Source organism: Pseudomonas sp. Irchel s3a10 (genome assembly GCF_900187525.1).
In the GTDB taxonomy this organism is placed as follows: domain Bacteria; phylum Pseudomonadota; class Gammaproteobacteria; order Pseudomonadales; family Pseudomonadaceae; genus Aquipseudomonas; species Aquipseudomonas koreensis_G.
In genome coordinates, this window is the sequence record NZ_FYDR01000007.1 from 46653 (window position 1) to 64834 (window position 18182).

At 62.3% G+C, this 18182-nt stretch carries 22 protein-coding genes; 13 read left to right on the plus strand and 9 right to left on the minus strand.

Annotation, left to right across the window (positions count from 1 at the left end):
• Positions 1 to 141: 141 nt before the first annotated feature.
• The 5 genes from CKW11_RS20510 to CKW11_RS20530 all read right to left on the minus strand — a co-directional run bounded on the left by CKW11_RS20510 (position 142) and on the right by CKW11_RS20530 (position 4313).
• Positions 142 to 840: an OmpW family protein gene (locus CKW11_RS20510; protein WP_027612943.1), complete on the minus strand. Its 699-nt coding sequence runs from the start codon at positions 838 to 840 to the stop codon at positions 142 to 144.
• 224 nt (positions 841 to 1064) lie between these two features.
• Positions 1065 to 1583 (minus strand): DUF3299 domain-containing protein, encoded by a 519-nt coding sequence (locus tag CKW11_RS20515; RefSeq protein ID WP_095139105.1) that lies wholly within the window; start codon positions 1581 to 1583, stop codon positions 1065 to 1067.
• 11 nt (positions 1584 to 1594) lie between these two features.
• The gene (locus CKW11_RS20520; RefSeq protein WP_095139107.1) at positions 1595 to 2860 is read right to left on the minus strand and encodes an ABC transporter permease; all 1266 of its coding nucleotides are present in this window, start codon (positions 2858 to 2860) and stop codon (positions 1595 to 1597) included.
• A 1-nt stretch (position 2861) separates the two neighbouring features.
• Entirely contained in the window at positions 2862 to 3572 is a 711-nt protein-coding gene (locus CKW11_RS20525) for an ABC transporter ATP-binding protein (RefSeq protein ID WP_007966120.1), read from the minus strand.
• A gap of 138 nt (positions 3573 to 3710) precedes the next feature.
• Complete coding sequence (locus tag CKW11_RS20530) at positions 3711 to 4313, minus strand: DUF2796 domain-containing protein (RefSeq protein ID WP_095139109.1); 603 nt, start codon at positions 4311 to 4313, stop codon at positions 3711 to 3713.
• Between the two features lie 135 nt (positions 4314 to 4448).
• Here CKW11_RS20530 and CKW11_RS20535 point away from each other — a divergent pair, with 135 nt between their 5' ends.
• Positions 4449 to 4808, plus strand: a complete 360-nt coding sequence (locus CKW11_RS20535) for a hypothetical protein (protein WP_095139111.1) — start codon at positions 4449 to 4451, stop codon at positions 4806 to 4808.
• A 110-nt stretch (positions 4809 to 4918) separates the two neighbouring features.
• Here the strand turns inward: CKW11_RS20535 and trxA are convergent, their stop codons facing one another.
• The 3 genes from trxA to CKW11_RS20550 form a co-directional block, all read right to left on the minus strand.
• The gene (gene trxA / locus CKW11_RS20540) at positions 4919 to 5791 is read right to left on the minus strand and encodes a thioredoxin (RefSeq protein WP_095139112.1); all 873 of its coding nucleotides are present in this window, start codon (positions 5789 to 5791) and stop codon (positions 4919 to 4921) included.
• Positions 5792 to 5965: 174 nt separating this feature from the next.
• Positions 5966 to 6619 (minus strand): methyltransferase, encoded by a 654-nt coding sequence (locus CKW11_RS20545; RefSeq protein ID WP_095139114.1) that lies wholly within the window; start codon positions 6617 to 6619, stop codon positions 5966 to 5968.
• Entirely contained in the window at positions 6616 to 7080 is a 465-nt protein-coding gene (locus tag CKW11_RS20550) for a YbaY family lipoprotein (RefSeq protein ID WP_095139312.1), read from the minus strand. The genes CKW11_RS20545 and CKW11_RS20550 overlap by 4 nt, the downstream gene beginning before the upstream one ends.
• A gap of 128 nt (positions 7081 to 7208) precedes the next feature.
• Here CKW11_RS20550 and nrdR point away from each other — a divergent pair, with 128 nt between their 5' ends.
• The 12 genes from nrdR (at position 7209) to CKW11_RS20610 (ending at position 16096) form a co-directional block, all read left to right on the plus strand.
• Entirely contained in the window at positions 7209 to 7673 is a 465-nt protein-coding gene (nrdR, locus tag CKW11_RS20555; protein ID WP_003228656.1) for a transcriptional regulator NrdR, read from the plus strand.
• Positions 7670 to 8803, plus strand: coding sequence for a bifunctional diaminohydroxyphosphoribosylaminopyrimidine deaminase/5-amino-6-(5-phosphoribosylamino)uracil reductase RibD (gene ribD / locus CKW11_RS20560; RefSeq protein WP_095139115.1), 1134 nt, complete (start codon positions 7670 to 7672; stop codon positions 8801 to 8803). Before nrdR ends, ribD begins: the two co-directional genes overlap by 4 nt.
• Before the next feature lie 47 nt (positions 8804 to 8850).
• A complete protein-coding gene (locus tag CKW11_RS20565; protein ID WP_095139117.1) occupies positions 8851 to 9513 on the plus strand; it encodes a riboflavin synthase in 663 nt (220 codons plus the stop codon).
• Between the two features lie 16 nt (positions 9514 to 9529).
• On the plus strand, positions 9530 to 10621 hold the full coding sequence (gene ribBA / locus CKW11_RS20570; protein WP_003228650.1) for a bifunctional 3,4-dihydroxy-2-butanone-4-phosphate synthase/GTP cyclohydrolase II: 1092 nt from the start codon (positions 9530 to 9532) through the stop codon (positions 10619 to 10621).
• Positions 10622 to 10794: 173 nt separating this feature from the next.
• A complete protein-coding gene (gene ribE / locus CKW11_RS20575) occupies positions 10795 to 11271 on the plus strand; it encodes a 6,7-dimethyl-8-ribityllumazine synthase (RefSeq protein ID WP_003228649.1) in 477 nt (158 codons plus the stop codon).
• Complete coding sequence (gene nusB, locus CKW11_RS20580; RefSeq protein WP_095139119.1) at positions 11268 to 11768, plus strand: transcription antitermination factor NusB; 501 nt, start codon at positions 11268 to 11270, stop codon at positions 11766 to 11768. Before ribE ends, nusB begins: the two co-directional genes overlap by 4 nt.
• A gap of 17 nt (positions 11769 to 11785) precedes the next feature.
• The gene (thiL, locus tag CKW11_RS20585; protein WP_095139121.1) at positions 11786 to 12751 is read left to right on the plus strand and encodes a thiamine-phosphate kinase; all 966 of its coding nucleotides are present in this window, start codon (positions 11786 to 11788) and stop codon (positions 12749 to 12751) included.
• Complete coding sequence (locus CKW11_RS20590; protein WP_007910933.1) at positions 12748 to 13251, plus strand: phosphatidylglycerophosphatase A; 504 nt, start codon at positions 12748 to 12750, stop codon at positions 13249 to 13251. Before thiL ends, CKW11_RS20590 begins: the two co-directional genes overlap by 4 nt.
• 34 nt (positions 13252 to 13285) lie before the next feature.
• Entirely contained in the window at positions 13286 to 14023 is a 738-nt protein-coding gene (locus CKW11_RS20595; RefSeq protein ID WP_095139123.1) for an ABC transporter substrate-binding protein, read from the plus strand.
• A 239-nt stretch (positions 14024 to 14262) separates the two neighbouring features.
• A complete protein-coding gene (gene ribA / locus CKW11_RS20600) occupies positions 14263 to 14880 on the plus strand; it encodes a GTP cyclohydrolase II (protein WP_095139125.1) in 618 nt (205 codons plus the stop codon).
• Positions 14877 to 15296, plus strand: a complete 420-nt coding sequence (locus tag CKW11_RS20605; RefSeq protein WP_047602513.1) for a hypothetical protein — start codon at positions 14877 to 14879, stop codon at positions 15294 to 15296. The genes ribA and CKW11_RS20605 overlap by 4 nt, the downstream gene beginning before the upstream one ends.
• Entirely contained in the window at positions 15296 to 16096 is an 801-nt protein-coding gene (locus tag CKW11_RS20610; RefSeq protein WP_095139126.1) for a cobalamin-binding protein, read from the plus strand. The genes CKW11_RS20605 and CKW11_RS20610 overlap by 1 nt, the downstream gene beginning before the upstream one ends.
• Before the next feature lie 152 nt (positions 16097 to 16248).
• Here the strand turns inward: CKW11_RS20610 and CKW11_RS20615 are convergent, their stop codons facing one another.
• On the minus strand, positions 16249 to 18132 hold the full coding sequence (locus tag CKW11_RS20615) for a TonB-dependent receptor domain-containing protein (RefSeq protein ID WP_095139128.1): 1884 nt from the start codon (positions 18130 to 18132) through the stop codon (positions 16249 to 16251).
• Between the last annotated feature and the right edge of the window lie 50 nt (positions 18133 to 18182).

Sequence of the window (18182 nt, forward strand, 5' to 3'; positions counted from 1 at the left end):
GCAGCAGTCGCAAATTCAGTCAACGCGGTTTTTCTGAAGCACCGCTTTTGCCTTGTTCAGGGCTGCTTCGCAGCCCAGCGGGAGCAAGCTCCCTCGCCACATTAGCCCGCATTCACCACCACGCGAATGTTCGAATGTTGCTTAGAACTTGTAGCCCAGACCCACCATGTACACAAACGGATCGACATCAACATTCACCTTGGCACGAGTGCCCGGTGCCACCGCGTTGTTCTCGACGGTGGCGCGGGTGTCGATGTCGATGTAGCGCACCTGGGCGTTGAGCATGATGTTGTCGGTCAGCATGTAGTCAGCACCGACCTGCCAGGCCAGGCCCCAGGAGTTTTTCGCCTTGAAGTTGCTGAAGCCGTTGGACTGGGCTTCGCTGCCGACGTGCTCGTCGTAGATCCAGGTGTAGTTGATGCCGCCGCCGATGTAGGGCTGGAACGGCGATTTCGCATCCAGCGGGTAGTACACGACGCTGAGGGTGGGCGGTAGGTGTTTCAGGGTGCCGAGTTTGCCGTTGGCGGCTGGCAGCGCGGTGCCTTTGATTTTCACGTCATGTTCGAACGGCGAGGCCGCCAGCAACTCGATCCCGATGTTGTTGGTCAGCATGTAGGCGAAGTTCAGACCCAATTGGGTGTCGCTGCTCATGGTCGCCTTGCCGCCCAGGTTGGTGCCGCTCAACGGACCCTGATCGACCTTGACATTGGAGCTGTCGGCCTTCGGGTTGACGGTGATCGCACCGGCGCGAACGATGATGTCGCCGGCTTCGTGGGCGTGGGCGAGCGGGGCTGCGAGCGCGAGGGCAAACAGCGAGGCGCTGAGCAAGGACTTGTTCATGGGGGCTCCAAGAGGACGTTAAAAGTTTCTGATGTCCTATGGTATGAAGCCAACTGATACGGTCTTTTGACTCAGCTCAATGAAACAGTGATGCCGCGGTTTTTTGTGGAACCCTGGCCGGCCCCTTCGCGAGCAAGCCCGCTCCCACTTTGGAACGCGGTCACCTGTGGGAGCGGGCTTGCTCGCGAAGAGGACGGATCAAACAATACAAAAACTACCTGGGTTCACTCCGGCAGCTCATACACATAAATCTTGTCCGCCGCCATCTGATACCCGGCATCGGCCAGTTCGCTGCTGGACGCCTTGACCTGCAACGGTCCCTCGACCCAGTACGGCTGATACAGCTCGTCGAGCTTCACGCCCAGCTCGCTTTTCACATGCACGATCTGGTTCGACGGCGGTGGCGGCACGTGGATACAGGCGCCGAAGTACGGCACCAGCAGGAAGTCGGTGGTGCGTCCCTCTTCGTTGACCTCCAGCGGCACGATGTAGCCCGGCAGGCGGATGTTCTGCCCGTCGAGACTCTGCACTACCGGTGCATTGGGCATGTCCTGTTTGGCGGCTGGCGCCGACTCGGCGGACAGCGCATCACTCATCTTCGACAAATCGTGCAACGGCGTCATGTTCGGCACTTCCGGCGCGGCGTCCGGCGGGATCATCTCCGACCAGGTCAGGTCTTTCGGCGCCGCTGCCCACACAGGCAGGGCAACCAGCAACAGCAGCGCGAGCACGGCGCGGGGCATGGTGAATATCCTCATAAACGGATCGACAGGCCATCGGCCAGGGATTGGCGATACGCGCGCCAGGCCGGCACGCTGCCCATCAGCAGCGCGGCCGCCAGAATGCCACCGAGCAGCGTCCATTCATACTCGCTCGGCCACGCCAGCGGCAGATACAAACCGTAATTGGCCTGCACATAGCCCTGCGCGGCGGCGATGCCGATGTACAGCAACGCCACCCCCGCGATCACTCCGGTCAGCGCCAGGGCGAAGGCCTCCAGCACCAGCAGACTCGCGATGTGCCACGGCCGCGCACCGACCGAACGCAGAATCGCCATTTCGCGGCGACGCTCGTTAAGGCTGGTAAGAATCGCCGTGAGCATGCCGATCAACCCGGTCAGCACCACGAACAGCGAGACCACGAACAGCGCCTTTTCAGCGGTGCTCATCAGGCTCCACAACTCCTGCAAGGCCACGCCCGGCAGGATCGCCAGCATCGGCTCACCGCGGTATTCGTTGATCTCGCGTTGCAGGGCGAAGGTGGAAATCTTGCTGTTGAGGCCAAGCATGAACGCGGTGATCGCCTGTGGCGTCAGATCCATGTTGCGCGCTTGATCTGCCGTGATCCGACCGTTGCCGCGCGCCGGCACGCCGTTGTGCCAGTCGATGTGAATCGCCTCCATGCCGCCGAGGCTGATGTGCAACGTGCGATCCACCGGCGTGCCGGTGCGCTTGAGAATGCCGACCACGGTGAACGGTTTGTCATCGTGCTTGACCAGACTGATCGCCGCCACGCCGTGGGCCAGCACCAGTTGGTCGCCGAGCTTGTAATGCAGCGCTTCGGCGACTTCGGCGCCGAGCACCACTTCGAACGGATCGGTGGCAAACGCCCGGCCGTCAGCCAGTTGCAGATGCTGCTGGCGCCCGTACTGGTAATGTTCGAAATAGGCTTCAGTGGTGCCCATCACCCGGTAGCCGCGATGGGAGTCGCCGAGGGACATCGGGATCGCCCACTTCACTTTCGGGTTACTGGCGAAATGTTCGAAGCTGTCCCAGCGGATGTTGTTGGTGGCGTTGCCAATGCGGAACACCGAGTACAGCAGCAGGTTCACCGAACCGGAGCGGGCGCCGACGATCAGGTCGGTGCCGCTGATGGTGCTGGCGAAACTGGCCTTGGCCTCGGTGCGCACGCGCTCGACGGCGAGCAACAGGCACACCGACAGAGCGATGGCGAACGCGGTGAGCAGGGCGGTATAGCGGCGGTTGGCCAGACTGGCCATGGCCAGACGAAACAGATACATCTCAGACCTCGGCAGACGTGGCGGCGCGATTCAGCTCGGCCAGGGACAGGTGACGGTCGAACAGCGGCGCCAGGCTCTGGTCGTGACTGACGAACAACAGGCTCGATCCGGCTTCGCGGCATTCGGCGAACAGCAGACGAATGAAGTTTTCCCGAGCGTCGTAATCCAGCGCCGAGGTCGGTTCGTCGGCGATCACCAGTTCCGGTTGGCCGATCAACGCACGAGCCGCGGCGACCCGTTGCTGTTGACCGATCGACAGCGAATCGGCGCGACGGCCGAGGATGCTTTCATCTTTCAAGCCCAAGTGGGCGAGCAGGGTGGCGGCGGCCTGATCGACGCTGCCGTGACGCTGTTTCGCCCGTTCGGCACGCAGTTTGGAGAAGTGGCAGGGCAACTCGACGTTTTCGCGCACTGAGAGAAACGGCAGCAGGTTGAACTGCTGGAAGATGTAGCCGGTGTGATCGACACGAAAGCGGTCGCGGGCGCCGGCACCGAGTTCGGTCAGTTCCTGGCCGAGCAGACGAATGCTGCCGCGCCCGGGTTTCTGCACGCCACCGAGCAGGCCGAGCAGGGTGGTCTTGCCACTGCCGCTGGGGCCTTTGAGGAACAGGGTTTCGCCCGGCTCCAGGCGAAACGCCGGGATGTCCAGCAGCGGCGGGTGACCGGGCCAGTTGAAGCCCAGGTCGGACAGTTCGATGAGTGCTTGGGTCATGGCACCAGATTCATGGAGTGAACACATAACCCTGTGGGAGCGGGCTTGCTCGCGAATGCGGTGTGTCAGTCAACATAGATTTGGCTGACCCACCGCATTCGCGAGCAAGCCCGCTCCCACAGGGGATTATCGGTGTGATCAGAAATTCAAGGCAGCCGCCTTGGCCGTCACTTCGGTACCTTGCTGGCCGCTCGGGCCGATCAGTTGTACCTGAATTTTCTGAGTGGCCGGGAAGGTATTGAAGAGGTTCGCCAGATCCAGGGTCTTCAGAGCACCTGGTGCGGCGCAGCTGAATTGATAGTGCGCGTGGATTTCGCTGTGATCGTGGTGATGCGCTTCACCGCCCTTGGCATCTTCGTCGTGGTCATCATCGTCATGCTCGTCGGGAGCGGGCTTGTCGCCGAACAGCGGGCTTTCCAGTTCCTGGCTGGTGACTTTGCAACCGGCGGCGGCCGGCAGGCTGAACAGTACCAACGGGTTTTCCAGTTTCGTACGTGCGGCGGCGACCTTGGCCTTGTCGGCGTCGCTGGTGGCGGCGTGTTCGAAGCCCACCATGTTCATCGCCGGGCTTTCCAGTTCCAGCTCCAGGGTCTGGCCGTCGAGTGCAGCGTTCAGTCGGCCGACGCCATGTTCGTGGGCACCGAGACTGCCGTGCTCGTGATCATGATCGTGCTCATCGGCAGCGTGGGCGATGGCCAGCGGCAACAGGGCAAACGGCAAAGCGAGCAGCAGACGACGCATGGCGGTCTCCGGGAAGTAAAGTGAAGAGTTTGTTATGTAATCTTATAACGAAAGTCCGCAGAGTTTGCCCGTGCGCTTGGCGATGCACAAGTCCCGTGGGAGCATGCAGGTCAGAAATGTGCAGGAGCGAAGCAGATGTTGCGGATACGCGGAACCGTCGGCGCGATGCCGGTGGATTTGACGGTGGAACTGGATGACAGCGATTGGGCGAAGCTTGGTGCAGCCCTTGGCGCGCAGCCGCAGGGCGATCAGCCTGAAGCAGCATTGAGCACGCCGGCAGCGAAACCATTGAACCAGGATGATGCGTTGTGGCAGGTCGCGCAGGATCTGTTGCGCAAGGCCGGGCAGCTCAGCGGGCCGGATTTGCTGGAGCAGCTTGAGGGATTGACCGGCAGCGCGGCGGCGGGCAAGCGCCTGCTGGTGCGCCTGCGCCACAGTTCACAGGTGAAAGTGGCGAGCGGCGGGGATACGCCGCTTTACAGCTGGATCGAGTGAAACGCAAAAGATCGCTGCCTGCGGCATCTCCTACAGTTTCAGCGTTCGTCCGCAAACACGGGTGAACACGATCAAATGTAGGAGCTGCGGCAGGCTGCGATCTTTTGATCTTAATAAAGCGCAGCGAACACCTTGCGCCGGTAAGCGGTCACCAGCGGGTGATCATTGCCCAGCAGTTCGAACACCTGCAGCAAGGTCTTGTGCGGCAACCCTTCGCCGTAGCTGCGGTTGCGGATGAACAGCTTGAGCAAGGCCTCCAGCGCCGCCTCGTATTGCTGACGCGCCAATTGCTGGATCGCCAGTTGATACACCGCTTCGTCGTCCTGCGGATCTTTGGCCAGACGCGCCTTGAGGTCGGCGGCATCCGGCAGATCGCGGGCCAGCCCGAGGAACTTGATCTGCGCCTTGGCCCCGGCCAGTGCAGCCTTGTGCTCATCGCTCTTGACTGCGTCGAGCACGGTTTGCGCTTCGCCCAGTTCGCCGCGCTCGGTCAGGCAGCGGGCGTAGAGGATCAGCGCCTTGGCGTTGCTGTTGTCTTCGTTGAGCATCACCACCAGCGCCGCTTCGGCATCGGCGTAACGGCCATCGTCAAACAGCGCTTGCGCCTGTTCGAACGGGTCGACGGCGGCCGGTGGCGGCATCTGCACATGCGGTTCGAGCAGGGCGCGCACCGCGGATTCCGGCTGCGCACCGGCAAAGCCGTCCACTGGCTGACCGTCCTTGAACAGCACCACGGTCGGCAGGCTGCGGATACCGAAGCGGGCGACGATGTCCTGTTCGATGTCGCAGTTGACCTTGGCCAGCAGCAGTTCGCCCTGATAGCTCTCGGCAATGCCTTGCAGCATCGGCATCAACGCCTTGCACGGCGCACACCATTCGGCCCAGAAATCCACCAGCACTGGTTTGTTGAAGGAGGCTTCGATCACCGACTGGTCGAAATCGGCAGTCGTGGCGTCGAAGATGTACGGCGTTTGCTGACTCATGGGGGATCTCGTAAAAGCGTGGATGGGGCAACTATACGGCTTGGCGGGGTGTGGCCGGAAGCGGGACAGGTTTTAGAGTTGTGTCGCCCGGCAGGACGCTTTCGCGAGCAAGCCCGCTCCCACATTTGGAATGCGTTACCCCTGTGGGAGCGGGCTTGCTCGCGAAGCTTTTAACTAGCGACGCGCGTGGTACAGGCTCACATGCCGAAATTCTTCCGGCTCCGCCAGATCGGGCAAGGTCATCGCCTCAAGCATTTCGATCCGCTCATACAACGGATGACGAAAATCCCGAACCCGCGAATCTGCTACCAGCGCCTCGCGGCCACGGCTTAGAAACGCGTCGAGCAGCGGCAGGTTCTCGCGGTCGTAGAGCACGTCCGCCACCAGAATCAGATCGAAGCGATCAGCCTCGGCGAAGAAGTCCGTCGAATAGCTCATCTGCACGTCATTGAGTTCAGCATTGGCCCGGCACGCGGCAATCGCCAGCGGATCGAGGTCGCAGGCCACCACTTCCAGCGCCCCGGCCTTCACGGCGGCGATCCCGGCAATGCCCGAGCCGGCGCCGAAATCCAGCACGCGCTTGCCGCGCACCCATTCCGGGAACTCGGCCAGATAGCGCGCCACCGCCAGACCGCTGGCCCAGCAGAAGCTCCAGTAGGGCGGTTCGTGGAGGATGCGCCGGGTTTCATCCGGGCTGAACTCGCGGTGCATGTTGTCACCGTCGATCAGCCACAGCTGCAAATCGGTATCCGGTAATGCGCAGGCCTTGAGCCGCGCATCACCGAGCAATTCCCCCAGCGCCTGTTGCAGGTCGAGCGGTGCCGTCATGGTGCTTTGACAAATTGCAGCTGGCCCATTGCCTGAGTGGTCGGCTGGGTGATGGTTTGCGACGGCAGGTGCAGGATCAACTGGCCCGACTGCGTGGCACGACCGCGCAGCTCAACCCGTGCGCCGGCCGGAAAGGACTCCGGATTGAAACGCAGGCGAAACGGCAGGATCTGGTTGTTGCCGATCAGGCTGGAACTGGCGAGCAATTGTTGCGGGCGCGATTTTTCATCGATCACCAGCAGCGCCAGCTCGACTTCGGCCCCGGCCGGCACGCCTTGCAGGGTGCCGCTCAGTTCCCGTTGATAGGCCGGCAGCGGGCCGAGGTCGGCGGCCTCTTTGGCTTTTTTCTGCGCCTGTTGCGGCGCAGGGCCTGGTGTCGGCGGCTGCGGCTTGGGTTTATCGCTGCCGCAGGCCACCAGCAGGGCGAAAAGACTGAGCAAAACGAGCGGTCGTAGCGGCATTGGCAGCTCCAGCAAAATGAAATCCATGGATCAAACGATCATGCCAGTCTGTATACCGCAAACCCTATGGCTTGTCTTGCCACGGGGATGCGCTACCATGGCCCTCCCTTTTTTTGTTGCCAGCCACCATGCACTGTCCCTTCTGCGGTGCCAACGACACCAAGGTCATCGACTCGCGTCTGGTCGCCGAGGGCGAACAGGTGCGCCGCCGGCGTGAATGCCTGGCCTGCGGCGAACGTTTCACGACATTCGAGACGGCCGAACTGGTGTTGCCGCGCCTGATCAAAACCGACGGCAGCCGCCAACCGTTCGACGAAGAAAAACTCCGCGCCGGCATGCAACGCGCGCTGGAGAAACGTCCAGTGAGCGTCGAGCGCCTTGAATCCTCTCTGGTCCACATCAAACACAAGCTGCGCGCCACCGGCGAGCGCGAGGTCAAATCCCTCGTGGTCGGCGAACTGGTGATGGCCGAGCTGCAAAAGCTCGATGAAGTGGCCTACATCCGTTTCGCTTCGGTCTACCGGCGTTTCCAGGACCTCAACGAGTTCCGCGAAGAGATCGACCGCCTCGCCCGCGAACCGGTGAAAGAATGACCAGCGCCGCCGAGCAGGCGATCCTCGACGCCCACTTCATGGCACGCGCGCTGGAGCTGGCGCGCAAGGGCCACTACACCACCCATCCCAATCCCCGGGTTGGCTGTGTGATCGTGCGTGACGGGCAGATTGTCGGCGAAGGCTTTCATGAGCGCGCCGGCGAACCCCACGCCGAGGTCCACGCCCTGCGCGCTGCCGGTGAACTGGCCCGGGGCGCCACGGCTTACGTGACCCTTGAGCCGTGCAGCCACCATGGCCGCACGCCGCCTTGCGCCGATGCGTTGGTGACTGCCGGGGTCGCTCGGGTGGTCGCCGCGATGCGCGATCCGAATCCGCAGGTCGCCGGGCGTGGCTTGCAGCGTCTGGCTGATGCCGGCATCGCCACCGAAAGCGGCGTGCTGGAAGCCGAGGCGCGCCAGCTCAATCAAGGTTTCCTCAAACGCATGGAACACGGCTTGCCGTTCGTCCGGGTCAAGCTGGCGATGAGTCTGGACGGTCGCACGGCGATGGAAAGCGGCGAGAGCCAGTGGATCACCGGCCCGGCCGCGCGTTCCGCCGTGCAGCGTTTGCGCGCGCAGGCCGCCGTGGTGCTGACCGGCGCGGACACCGTACTGGCCGACGGCGCACGCCTGACCGTGCGCGCCGACGAACTGGGTCTGGATGCCGAACAAACCGCACTGGCCATCAGCCGTCCGCCGCTGCGGGTGCTGATCGACGGGCGCTTGCGGGTGCCATTGGACGCGCCGTTCTTCAAGGCCGGCCCGGCGCTAGTCGCCACCTGCATGGCGGTCGAAGAGCAATATGCCAATGGCCCTGAATGTTTGATCGTGCCGGGTGACGACGGTCAGGTCGATCTGCATCAACTGCTGATCGAACTGGCCAACCGTGGCGTCAACGAAGTGCTGGTCGAGGCCGGCCCGCGTCTGGCCGGCGCGTTTGCCCAACTCGGTCTGGTCGACGAGTTCGTGATCTTCATCGCCGGCAAGTTCCTCGGCTCCACGGCGCGGCCGTTGCTGGACTGGCCGCTGGCCTATATGAAGGACGCCCCGGAGCTGAAAATCACTGAAATCCGCGCGGTTGGCGATGACTGGCGAGTCACTGCGACGCCAGTCGTTTCGGCGAGCGTATAATTCCCGGCCATCGCCTTAGCGCTGGCTTCGTTCTCAAGGAGAACCCCATGTTTACCGGCATCATCGAATCCATCGGCAGTATCCGTGCACTGACCCCCAAGGGCGGTGATGTGCGGGTGCATGTCGAAACCGGCAAGCTCGACCTGAGCGACGTCAAACTCGGCGACAGCATCGCGGTCAACGGCGTGTGCCTGACGGCGGTTGAACTGCCGGGCAACGGCTTTGCCGCCGACGTCAGCCGCGAAACCCTCGACTGCACCGCGATGAATGACCTGAAAAGCGGCAGCCCGGTCAATCTGGAAAAAGCCCTGACCCCGACCACTCGTCTCGGTGGGCATCTGGTCAGCGGTCACGTCGACGGTGTCGGCGAAGTGGTGTCGCGCAGCGACAATGCCCGCGCCGTGGAATTTCGCATTCGCGCGCCGAAGGAACTGGCCAAGTACATCGCCCATAAAGGCTCGATCACCGTCGACGGCACCAGCCTCACCGTGAATGCGGTGGATGGCGCCGAATTCCTGCTGACGATCATTCCGCACACCCTGAGCGAAACCATCATGGCGTCCTACAAGCCGGGCCGCCGGGTAAATCTGGAAGTCGACTTGCTGGCGCGCTACCTGGAGCGTCTGCTCCTCGGCGACAAGGCTGCTGAGCCAAGCGCTGGCGGCATTACCGAAAGCTTTCTGGCCGCCAACGGCTACCTCAAATCCTGACTGAAGGGGGTGCCTTGTGGCGCTCAATAGCATCGAAGAACTGGTTGAAGACATCCGCCAAGGCAAGATGGTCATCCTCATGGATGACGAAGACCGCGAGAACGAAGGCGACCTGATCATGGCCGCCGAATGCTGCAAGGCCGAGCACATCAACTTCATGGCCAAGCACGCCCGTGGCCTGATCTGCATGCCGATGAGCCGCGAGCGCTGCGAGCTGTTGAAGCTGCCACTGATGGCCCCGCGCAACGGTTCCGGTTTCGGCACCAAGTTCACCGTATCGATCGAAGCCGCCGAAGGCGTCACCACCGGTATCTCCGCCGCCGACCGTGCGCGCACCGTGCAAGCGGCTGCGGCAAAAGACGCCAAGGCTGAAGACATCGTCAGTCCGGGCCACATCTTCCCGCTGATGGCTCAGGCCGGCGGCACCCTTGCCCGCGCCGGCCACACCGAAGCCGCCTGCGACTTGGCGCGCATGGCCGGTTTCGAGCCGAGCGGCGTGATCTGCGAAGTGATGAACGACGACGGCACCATGTCCCGTCGCGCCGAACTGGAAGCGTTTGCTGCCGAACACAACATCAAGATCGGCACCATCGCCGACCTGATTCACTACCGGATGATCCACGAACGTACCGTTCAGCGGATTGCCGAGCAGCCGCTGGACAGCGAACTGGGCCAATTCAACCTGGTGACCTATCGTGATTCGGTGGAAGGCGACGTGCACATGGCCCTGACGCTGGGCACCGTTTGCGCCGAGGAACCGACTCTGGTTCGTGTACACAACATGGACCCGCTGCGCGACCTGCTGATGGTCAAGCAACCGGGCCGCTGGAGCCTGCGCGCCGCGATGGCTGCGGTGGCCGAGGCCGGCAGCGGTGTGGTGCTGTTGCTCGGTCACCCGCTGGACGGCGATGTACTGCTGGCGCACATCCGCGAGACCGGTGAGCAGGCGGCGGTGAAAAAACCGACCACTTACAGCATTGTCGGCGCCGGTTCGCAGATCCTGCGTGACCTCGGCGTACGCAAAATGCGCCTGATGTCTGCGCCAATGAAATTTAATGCGATATCCGGTTTCGATCTGGAAGTTGTAGAATACGTGCCCTCCGAATAATGACCCGGTTGTTTCCGGCATTGTTGACATGGATTCTTGTGGTGAGGGGATGAATCCCCTCGCCACAGGGGTGTAGTCGAACAGCAATGCGGTGTTTCCGGTCATGAATTTGTGGCTAATATCACTGAGGGATGCGTACGAAACGCGTCCCGGCTCTTTAAGAGATCTGACGAATGACCCTGAAGACCATCGAAGGTACCTTCATCGCCCCTAAAGGCCGCTACGCTCTGGTAGTGGGCCGTTTCAACAGTTTCGTGGTTGAAAGCCTGGTCAGCGGTGCAGTTGATGCCCTGGTTCGCCACGGCGTGAGCGAAAGCGACATCACCATCATCCGCGCGCCTGGCGCCTTCGAAATCCCGCTGGTTGCGCAGAAAGTCGCCCAGAAAGGCGAGTTCGCAGCCATCATCGCCCTCGGCGCGGTCATTCGTGGCGGCACTCCGCACTTCGAATACGTGGCAGGCGAGTGCACCAAGGGTCTGGCCCAGGTGTCCATGGAGTTCGGCGTACCGGTCGCGTTCGGCGTCCTGACCGTTGATTCCATCGAGCAAGCCATCGAACGTTCCGGCACCAAGGCCGGCAACAAAGGTGCTGAAGCTGCCCTGTCCGCTCTGGAAATGGTCAGCCTGCTGGCGCAGTTGGAGGCCAAGTGATTAGCGACGATAGCGATCGTTTCAACCCGCGCGATCCGAAACCTGCGGATGCCGGCAAGCCGTCGAAAAGCGCCAAGCGTCGCGAAGCTCGTCAGCTCGCCACTCAGGCCCTGTATCAATGGCACATGGCCAAGCAGTCGCTGAACGAGATCGAAGCGCAGTTCCGCGTTGATAACGATTTCATCGATGTCGATGGCGCTTACTTCCGCGAGATCCTTCACGGGGTTCCGCAGTTCAAGAGCGAAATCGACACCGCCCTGGCGCCTTGCCTGGATCTGCCGATCGAAGAGCTGGACCCGGTTGAACTGGCCGTGCTGCGCCTGTCCACCTGGGAGCTGCTCAAGCGCGTCGACGTGCCGTACCGCGTTGTGATCAACGAAGGTATCGAGTTGGCCAAAGTCTTCGGTTCGACCGACGGCCACAAGTTCGTCAACGGCGTTCTCGACAAGCTGGCTCCGCGCCTGCGTGAAGCTGAAGTGAAGGCGTTCAAGCGCTGATACGCGCTTGAGACCTCATGGGCGAGTTTGAGCTGATCCGCAATTTCTTCGCTGCCGCGCCTTGTGCGCAGGGCGGCGAGGGCGTTGCTCTGGGGATCGGCGACGACTGCGCCTTGCTGGCGGTTCCCCCCGGGGAACAGCTGGCGATCTCCACCGATACGCTGGTGGCCGGCGTGCACTTCGCCGATCCCTGCGATCCGTTTCTGCTCGGTCAGCGCTCGCTGGCCGTCGCGGTCAGCGACCTGGCCGCCATGGGCGCCACGCCCGTTGCCTTTACCCTTGCCCTGACTGTGCCGACGGTGACCGCCGATTGGCTGCAAGCTTACGCTCGCGGTTTGAACCGCATGGCGCAGGGCTGCGGCGTCGCGTTGGTCGGCGGCGATACCACGCGCGGGCCGTTGAGCCTGACGGTCACCGTGTTCGGTCGGGTTCCGGCCGGGCAGGCGTTGACCCGTAGCTGCGCGCAACCGGGCGATCTGCTCTGTGTCGGCGGCGAGTTGGGCAATGCCGCCGGTGCCTTGCCGCTGGTGCTTGGCCAGCGTGAAGCCGATCCGCAGATCGCCCAACCGTTGCTCGATCATTACTGGTCGCCTCAGCCGCAAATTGCGCTCGGTCAGGCCTTACGCGGCAAGGCCACTGCGGCTCTCGATATCTCCGACGGCCTGCTCGCCGACTGCGGGCATATCGCTCTGGCTTCGCAGGTTCGACTCGAAGTTGAACGTGAGCGCGTACCGTTGTCCGATGCTTTAGTGGCGTTTCTCGGCCAGCGCGGCGCGGAACGGGCGGCGTTGAGCGGCGGCGATGACTATGTGCTGGCCTTCACGCTACCGTCCGTCGAGTTGCCGGCGCTGCTGGCCGATGGCTGGCCGATCCATGTGATCGGGCGTGTGGCGCAGGGTCAGGGCGTGGTGCTGCTGGATCGCGCAGGACACGACATCACCCCGCAAATCCGGGGTTATCAACATTTTCAGGAGACACCGTGACAGATCACCCGAAACAGGTTCCGGCCGAATTCGTTCCGCCGTCGGTCTGGCGCAATCCCTGGCATTTTCTCGCGTTCGGCTTCGGCTCCGGCACCCTGCCGAAAGCGCCGGGCACGTGGGGTTCGTTAGTTGCGCTACCCTTTATCCCGTTGTGGCAGATGCTGCCCGACTGGGGTTACTGGCTGATGCTCGGGATCACCATGCTGTTCGGCTTCTGGCTGTGCGGCAAGGTCGCCGATGATCTGCGGGTCCACGACCACGAAGGCATCGTCTGGGACGAAATGGTCGGGATGTGGATCACTCTGTGGCTGGTGCCGGAAGGCTGGTACTGGTTGCTGGCGGGTTTTCTGGTGTTCCGCTTCTTCGACATTCTCAAGCCATGGCCGATCCGCTGGATCGACCGGCATGTTCACGGTGGCGTCGGCATCATGCTCGACGACGTGCTGGCCGGCGTGTTCGCCTGGCTGGCGATGCAGGGGCTGGTGTGGATTTTCGCCTGATCCGCAGCAGCCGGGTTCAGTGAGGAGACCAGGGATGGCTCGATGCTGGCTGGCGCTGGTGTTTCTGACTTTGCTGGGCACTGTCGCCAGTGCGCAGGAAGTCGCGCACGCGCCGTCGGTCATCCACCTGGCCAGCGAGGACTGGGAAGATTACACCGCCGCCGACGGTCATGGCCTGGGCTGGGACGTGCTGCGCAAGGTGTTCGAACCGGCCGGGGTGAAACTCGACATTCGCAGCGAACCTTACACCCGCTCGGTCGGGCTGGCTGAGCGCGGCGAAGTCGACGCCTGTGTCGGCTCCTATCATGACGAGGACAGTGAGCTACTGTATCCGCGCTGGAATTTCGACACCGACCACATCTACGCCCTGGGCCTTGCGAGCAATCCGCCGGCGAGCCTGGACACCCTTGGCAACTATCGACTGGCCTGGGTTCGCGGTTACGACTATCAGAAATACCTGCCCAATGTACGTAACTACAATGAAGTCATCCGGCGTACCGGGATCCTGTCGATGCTCACCCACAACCGCGCCGACTATTACATCGATGCTTTGACCGAAATCGATTACGTGCTTGGCCGGGCCAGGGATCCGACGCAGTTTCGCAAGACGCATATCGCCGAATTGCCGCTGTACCTGTGCTTCGCCAACACACCGCAGGCCCGAACCCTGATGGCGCTGTTCGACAGGCGTATGGAGCAGTTGGTAAAAAGTGGCGAGCTTAAGCCGATTTTCGAGCGGTGGAAGCAACCGTATCCATTCGAGCCGAACTGACAGCACCTTCCCCCCTGTGGGAGCGGGCTTGCTCGCGAATGCGGTGTTTCCGCCGGCCTATTGATCAACTGACACGACGCTTTCGCGAGCAAGCCCGCTCCCACAGGGGGCCACGCAAACCGGGTGTCATCAAACTTTTTGATCGTTATGCCCGATAATTCAGCCTAAGCGTCTGCGGGAACCTGCTGTTACAATGCCGGCCTGCGAATCTTCAGACTTTTTAGATCAGGAGCACACCGGTGCCTGTCGTTTTTGTCGCCGCTTCCAAGCTGCCAACGCCTTTTGCGCAATTCACCATGCACGGTTTTCTCGATGAGGCCACCGGCCGCGAGCACGTTGTGCTGAGCCTGGGTGATTTCGCCGACAGTGCCCCGGTTCTCGGCCGGTTGCACTCCGAGTGCCTGACCGGTGATGCCCTGTTCAGCCAGCGCTGCGACTGCGGTTCGCAACTGGAAGGCGCCCTTAAAGCCATTGCCCGTGAAGGCCGTGGCGTGCTGCTGTACCTGCGTCAGGAAGGTCGCGGCATCGGTCTGTTGAACAAGATCCGCGCCTATGAATTGCAGGACGGCGGCGCCGACACTGTAGAAGCCAACGAGCGCCTGGGCTTCGCCGCCGATCAGCGCGACTACGCCATGTGCCTGCCGATGCTCGAGCATCTGGGTGTGAAGTCGCTGCGCCTGATGACCAACAACCCGCGCAAGGTCAAAGCCCTGACCGACATGGGCATCGTCGTCGCCGAGCGCGTGCCGCTGCACACCGGCCACAACCCACACAACAAACTGTACCTGGCGACCAAGGCCAGCAAGCTCGACCACATGATGGGCAACGAGCATCAGGGCGAGGTCGACCGCGCGTGACCCGCGGTCAGGTGCGACGCCGCCTGGCGGTCGACTGGTGGAAATACCTGGCGCTGGCGCTGGTACCGCTGTTTGTCCTCAATGGCCTGTTCGGCCAGGGCGAAGGCATTCTGCCGGTGCTGGCCATGCCGTTGTTCATTGCCGGCGTGGCCTCGATGTTTGTCAGTCTGAAGTTTTTCGGCCGCTACAAGCACGCGCTGATCGCCACGCAAAAAGCCCTTGATACCCCCGACGAACCGGCGGCCTGGATTGCCTTGGCGGCCCGGCGTCGCAGTGCATTTCTCGCGGCCGCATTGCCGGCATGGATCGGCGCGCTGGCGGTGTTCGTCGGCCTTGAAGCCGTACCGCTGATGCTGCTGGCGTTGTCCACGGCGGTGCTGTTCTACCTCTATCGCATCCCGCGTCAACTCGGCTGATGCGTCATCTGTGGCTGGCGGTTCTGCTGCTGGCCTGCGCCGGCCCGGTGCTGGCGAACCTGCGAGTGGTCAGTCTCGCGCCTTCTCTGTCTGAAATCGTTGTTGAGCTGGGCTCGGCCGATCTGCTGGTTGGTGTGCTCGATGCCGGCGAGCGTCCGGCTGCCATTGCCGATGTTCCCTCGGTGGGGCGTTATGGCCAACTCGACATGGAGCGCTTGCTCAGCCTCAAGCCGGATTTACTGCTGCTGTGGCCCGGCAGTGTCGGCCCGGCGCAACGCGATCAGCTCAAACGCCTGAACATCCCGACTTACGTCGCCGAACCGCACAATCTCGAACAATTGTCTGCACAGATCGAAGCGATTGCCGCGCAACTGGGGCGACCTGAGCGTGGGACGAAACTGGCGGCGGACTTACGCAGGAAGCTCGATGACCTGCGCCAGCGCTATCGTCGGGACACGCCGCTGAAGGTGTTCTATCAAGTCTGGGACAAGCCCCTGTACACCGTCGGTGGCGGGCAGATCATCAGCGATGCTCTTGAAGTCTGCGGCGCACGCAATGTGTTTGCCGACCTGAGTTTGCCGGCGCCACAGGTGAGTATCGAGGCGGTGCTGCAGCGTAATCCGCAGGTGATTCTGGCCGGTGATCAGGGCCAGCTCGATGCGTGGAAGGCCTGGCCGCAGGTGAGTGCGGTGGCACATGGTCAGTTGCTGCTGATCAGCGACAAAGGCCTGGAGCGCCCAAGCGGCCAGATGATCGAAGCGACCGCCAAGCTCTGCCAACTCATTCAGCCACACCGCTAGTTTGTGGCGAGGGAGCTTGCTCCCGCTGGGTTGCGAAGCAACCCCAAAACCTGTCCCCCCAATCCGTCTGTCACTCTGAGCAAGCCGGGGTTGCGACTGCTGCGCAGCCGAGCGGGAGCAAGCTCCCTCGCCACAGTTGATTGAGGTTTACCTTAGAGCTCCGGTGTCCAGGTCACCCCAAACACCCACACCCGACCTTCCTCGCGGTAGCCATACTGGCTGCCGTCATAGCTGTACAGCGCACGGCTGTAGCCTTTGTCCAGCAGGTTATCGACCTTCAAATCCAGTTTGATCTCGCGATTCAGCGCCCAACTGCTGCGCAAACCGATCAAGCCGTAGCCGCCCAGTGAGTGGGTGTTGTCCTTGTCGTCGTAACTGCCGCTGACCAATTGCCAACTGGCGCCCAGCCCCAACCGGTCGAACTGGCGATCCAGATCCCAACTGGCTGTGCGCCGCGCACGCCGCGCCAGGGTGTGCCCAGTATCGCGATCACGCGGATCGATAAACGCCACACCGAGGCTGCTCTGCCAGCCGAACAGTTCCTGTTTCAGCGCCGCTTCGAAACCATTGATCCGCGCCGAGGCCACGTTCTCCGGGCGTGAGTTGCTGCCGAAGATGATCGCGTCTTGCAGATCCGTGCGGTAAATCGACGTCTCCAGTCGGCTGCTATCGCTCAACTGACTGCGCCATTGCAGCTCGTAGCTTTTCGAGGTTTCCGGCTTCAGATCCGGGTTGCTGAAGTCCGGGTAGTACAGGTCGTTGAAGGTCGGCGCGCGGAAGCCTTCGCTGTAGCTCAGCAGCAGATCGTTGTCCGGGTTCAGCGGCAGGGTGAAGGTGCCGCTCCAGGTGTTCTGGCTACCGAATTGCTGGTTGTCGTCGTGACGCAGACCCAGTTCCGTGGAGAAGCTGTCGGCCTGATAGCGATGCTGTATGAACGCGGCACGGTTCCAGCGGCTGTCCTCGTTGAATGCGGTGCTGCTGTTGACCTGGTCTTCGTACCAGTCGCCGCCGAGGATCAGGCTGTTGCGCGCATCCAGAGTCAGGTCGTTCTGCCAGTTCACCGAATCGCGATAGGTATTGAACACCGTGCGCTCGTCGCTGAGCTTGTCGAAGGTTTTTTCGCGATTCTCGCTGTGGCCGAATTCGACGCGGGTTTTCCAGATTTCGTTGACCCGGGCATCGACGTAGCTGCTGACACTGCTGACGTTGAAGTCGCTGTAAGGCTGCTGTTGCACCGACTCGAAAGTGCTCGTATCAAAGCGGCCGAACGGGTTGTCGAACTCGCTTTTGCCACGGTTATCCAGCAGGTTGGCGCCGACTTCGATGTCGTCGGTCAGCGCATGGCTGAGACTCAGGCTGACGGATTTATTGCGATAGGCATCGTGATCGCTGTCGCTCGGGTAAGACTCGTGGGTACGGTCTATACCGGCGGTGTCATCGAGGCTGGCGCCAAGATTGAAGCGGGTCTTCTCGTCGCCACCGGACAGGCCGAGGCTGCGTTCCCTGGTCTGGTTGCTGCCGAAGCCGACGTGCAAGCGCGGTTGCAGGCCTTGCTCGGTGCCGCGCCGGGTGAAGATCTGAATCACCCCGCCAATCGCATCGCTGCCGTAAATCACCGAACGCGAACCGCGCAACACTTCCACGCGTTCGATCTGGTTGATGTTCAGGTGCTGCAGGTTGCTGTCGCCGGAGGTCGAACTGCCGATGCGCTGACCGTCGACCAGCACCAGACTCTGCGCCGATTGCGTGCCGCGAATGTAGATCCCCGGCAGACTGCCGCGTCCGCCAGCCTGCGCCACTTGCACGCCCGGCACCCGTTGCAGCAGATCGGTGACGCTGCCCGGTTGCAGGCGGTCGATGTCTTCGCGGGTGAACACGGTGTTGGCGGCGCTGCTGTCGTTGCGCGCTTCGACCTGGCGGTTGGCGCTGATCAGCGTATCCGGCAGCTTCAGCGCTTCGTCGCGTTCGAAGGTGTCGGCGAGAGCGCTGGCGGCTGGCAGCAGGAGGAGGGGCAGGGCGAGGCGCGAGAGGTTCATCGGTGTTCCCGTGGGTATTTCTGATGTACACAAATCAAATGTGGGAGCGG

Bases quoted from the DNA above. Each gene is read 5' to 3' on its own strand.
- CKW11_RS20510 (WP_027612943.1), bottom strand. From the start codon at position 840: ATGAACAAGTCCTTGCTCAGCGCCTCGCTGTTTGCCCTCGCGCTCGCA.
- CKW11_RS20515 (WP_095139105.1), bottom strand. From the start codon at position 1,583: ATGCCCCGCGCCGTGCTCGCGCTGCTGTTGCTGGTTGCCCTGCCTGTG.
- CKW11_RS20520 (WP_095139107.1), bottom strand. From the start codon at position 2,860: ATGTATCTGTTTCGTCTGGCCATGGCCAGTCTGGCCAACCGCCGCTAT.
- CKW11_RS20525 (WP_007966120.1), bottom strand. From the start codon at position 3,572: ATGACCCAAGCACTCATCGAACTGTCCGACCTGGGCTTCAACTGGCCC.
- CKW11_RS20530 (WP_095139109.1), bottom strand. From the start codon at position 4,313: ATGCGTCGTCTGCTGCTCGCTTTGCCGTTTGCCCTGTTGCCGCTGGCC.
- CKW11_RS20535 (WP_095139111.1), top strand. From the start codon at position 4,449: ATGTTGCGGATACGCGGAACCGTCGGCGCGATGCCGGTGGATTTGACG.
- trxA (WP_095139112.1), bottom strand. From the start codon at position 5,791: ATGAGTCAGCAAACGCCGTACATCTTCGACGCCACGACTGCCGATTTC.
- CKW11_RS20545 (WP_095139114.1), bottom strand. From the start codon at position 6,619: ATGACGGCACCGCTCGACCTGCAACAGGCGCTGGGGGAATTGCTCGGT.
- CKW11_RS20550 (WP_095139312.1), bottom strand. From the start codon at position 7,080: ATGCCGCTACGACCGCTCGTTTTGCTCAGTCTTTTCGCCCTGCTGGTG.
- nrdR (WP_003228656.1), top strand. From the start codon at position 7,209: ATGCACTGTCCCTTCTGCGGTGCCAACGACACCAAGGTCATCGACTCG.
- ribD (WP_095139115.1), top strand. From the start codon at position 7,670: ATGACCAGCGCCGCCGAGCAGGCGATCCTCGACGCCCACTTCATGGCA.
- CKW11_RS20565 (WP_095139117.1), top strand. From the start codon at position 8,851: ATGTTTACCGGCATCATCGAATCCATCGGCAGTATCCGTGCACTGACC.
- ribE (WP_003228649.1), top strand. From the start codon at position 10,795: ATGACCCTGAAGACCATCGAAGGTACCTTCATCGCCCCTAAAGGCCGC.
- thiL (WP_095139121.1), top strand. From the start codon at position 11,786: ATGGGCGAGTTTGAGCTGATCCGCAATTTCTTCGCTGCCGCGCCTTGT.
- CKW11_RS20595 (WP_095139123.1), top strand. From the start codon at position 13,286: ATGGCTCGATGCTGGCTGGCGCTGGTGTTTCTGACTTTGCTGGGCACT.
- CKW11_RS20610 (WP_095139126.1), top strand. From the start codon at position 15,296: ATGCGTCATCTGTGGCTGGCGGTTCTGCTGCTGGCCTGCGCCGGCCCG.
- CKW11_RS20615 (WP_095139128.1), bottom strand. From the start codon at position 18,132: ATGAACCTCTCGCGCCTCGCCCTGCCCCTCCTCCTGCTGCCAGCCGCC.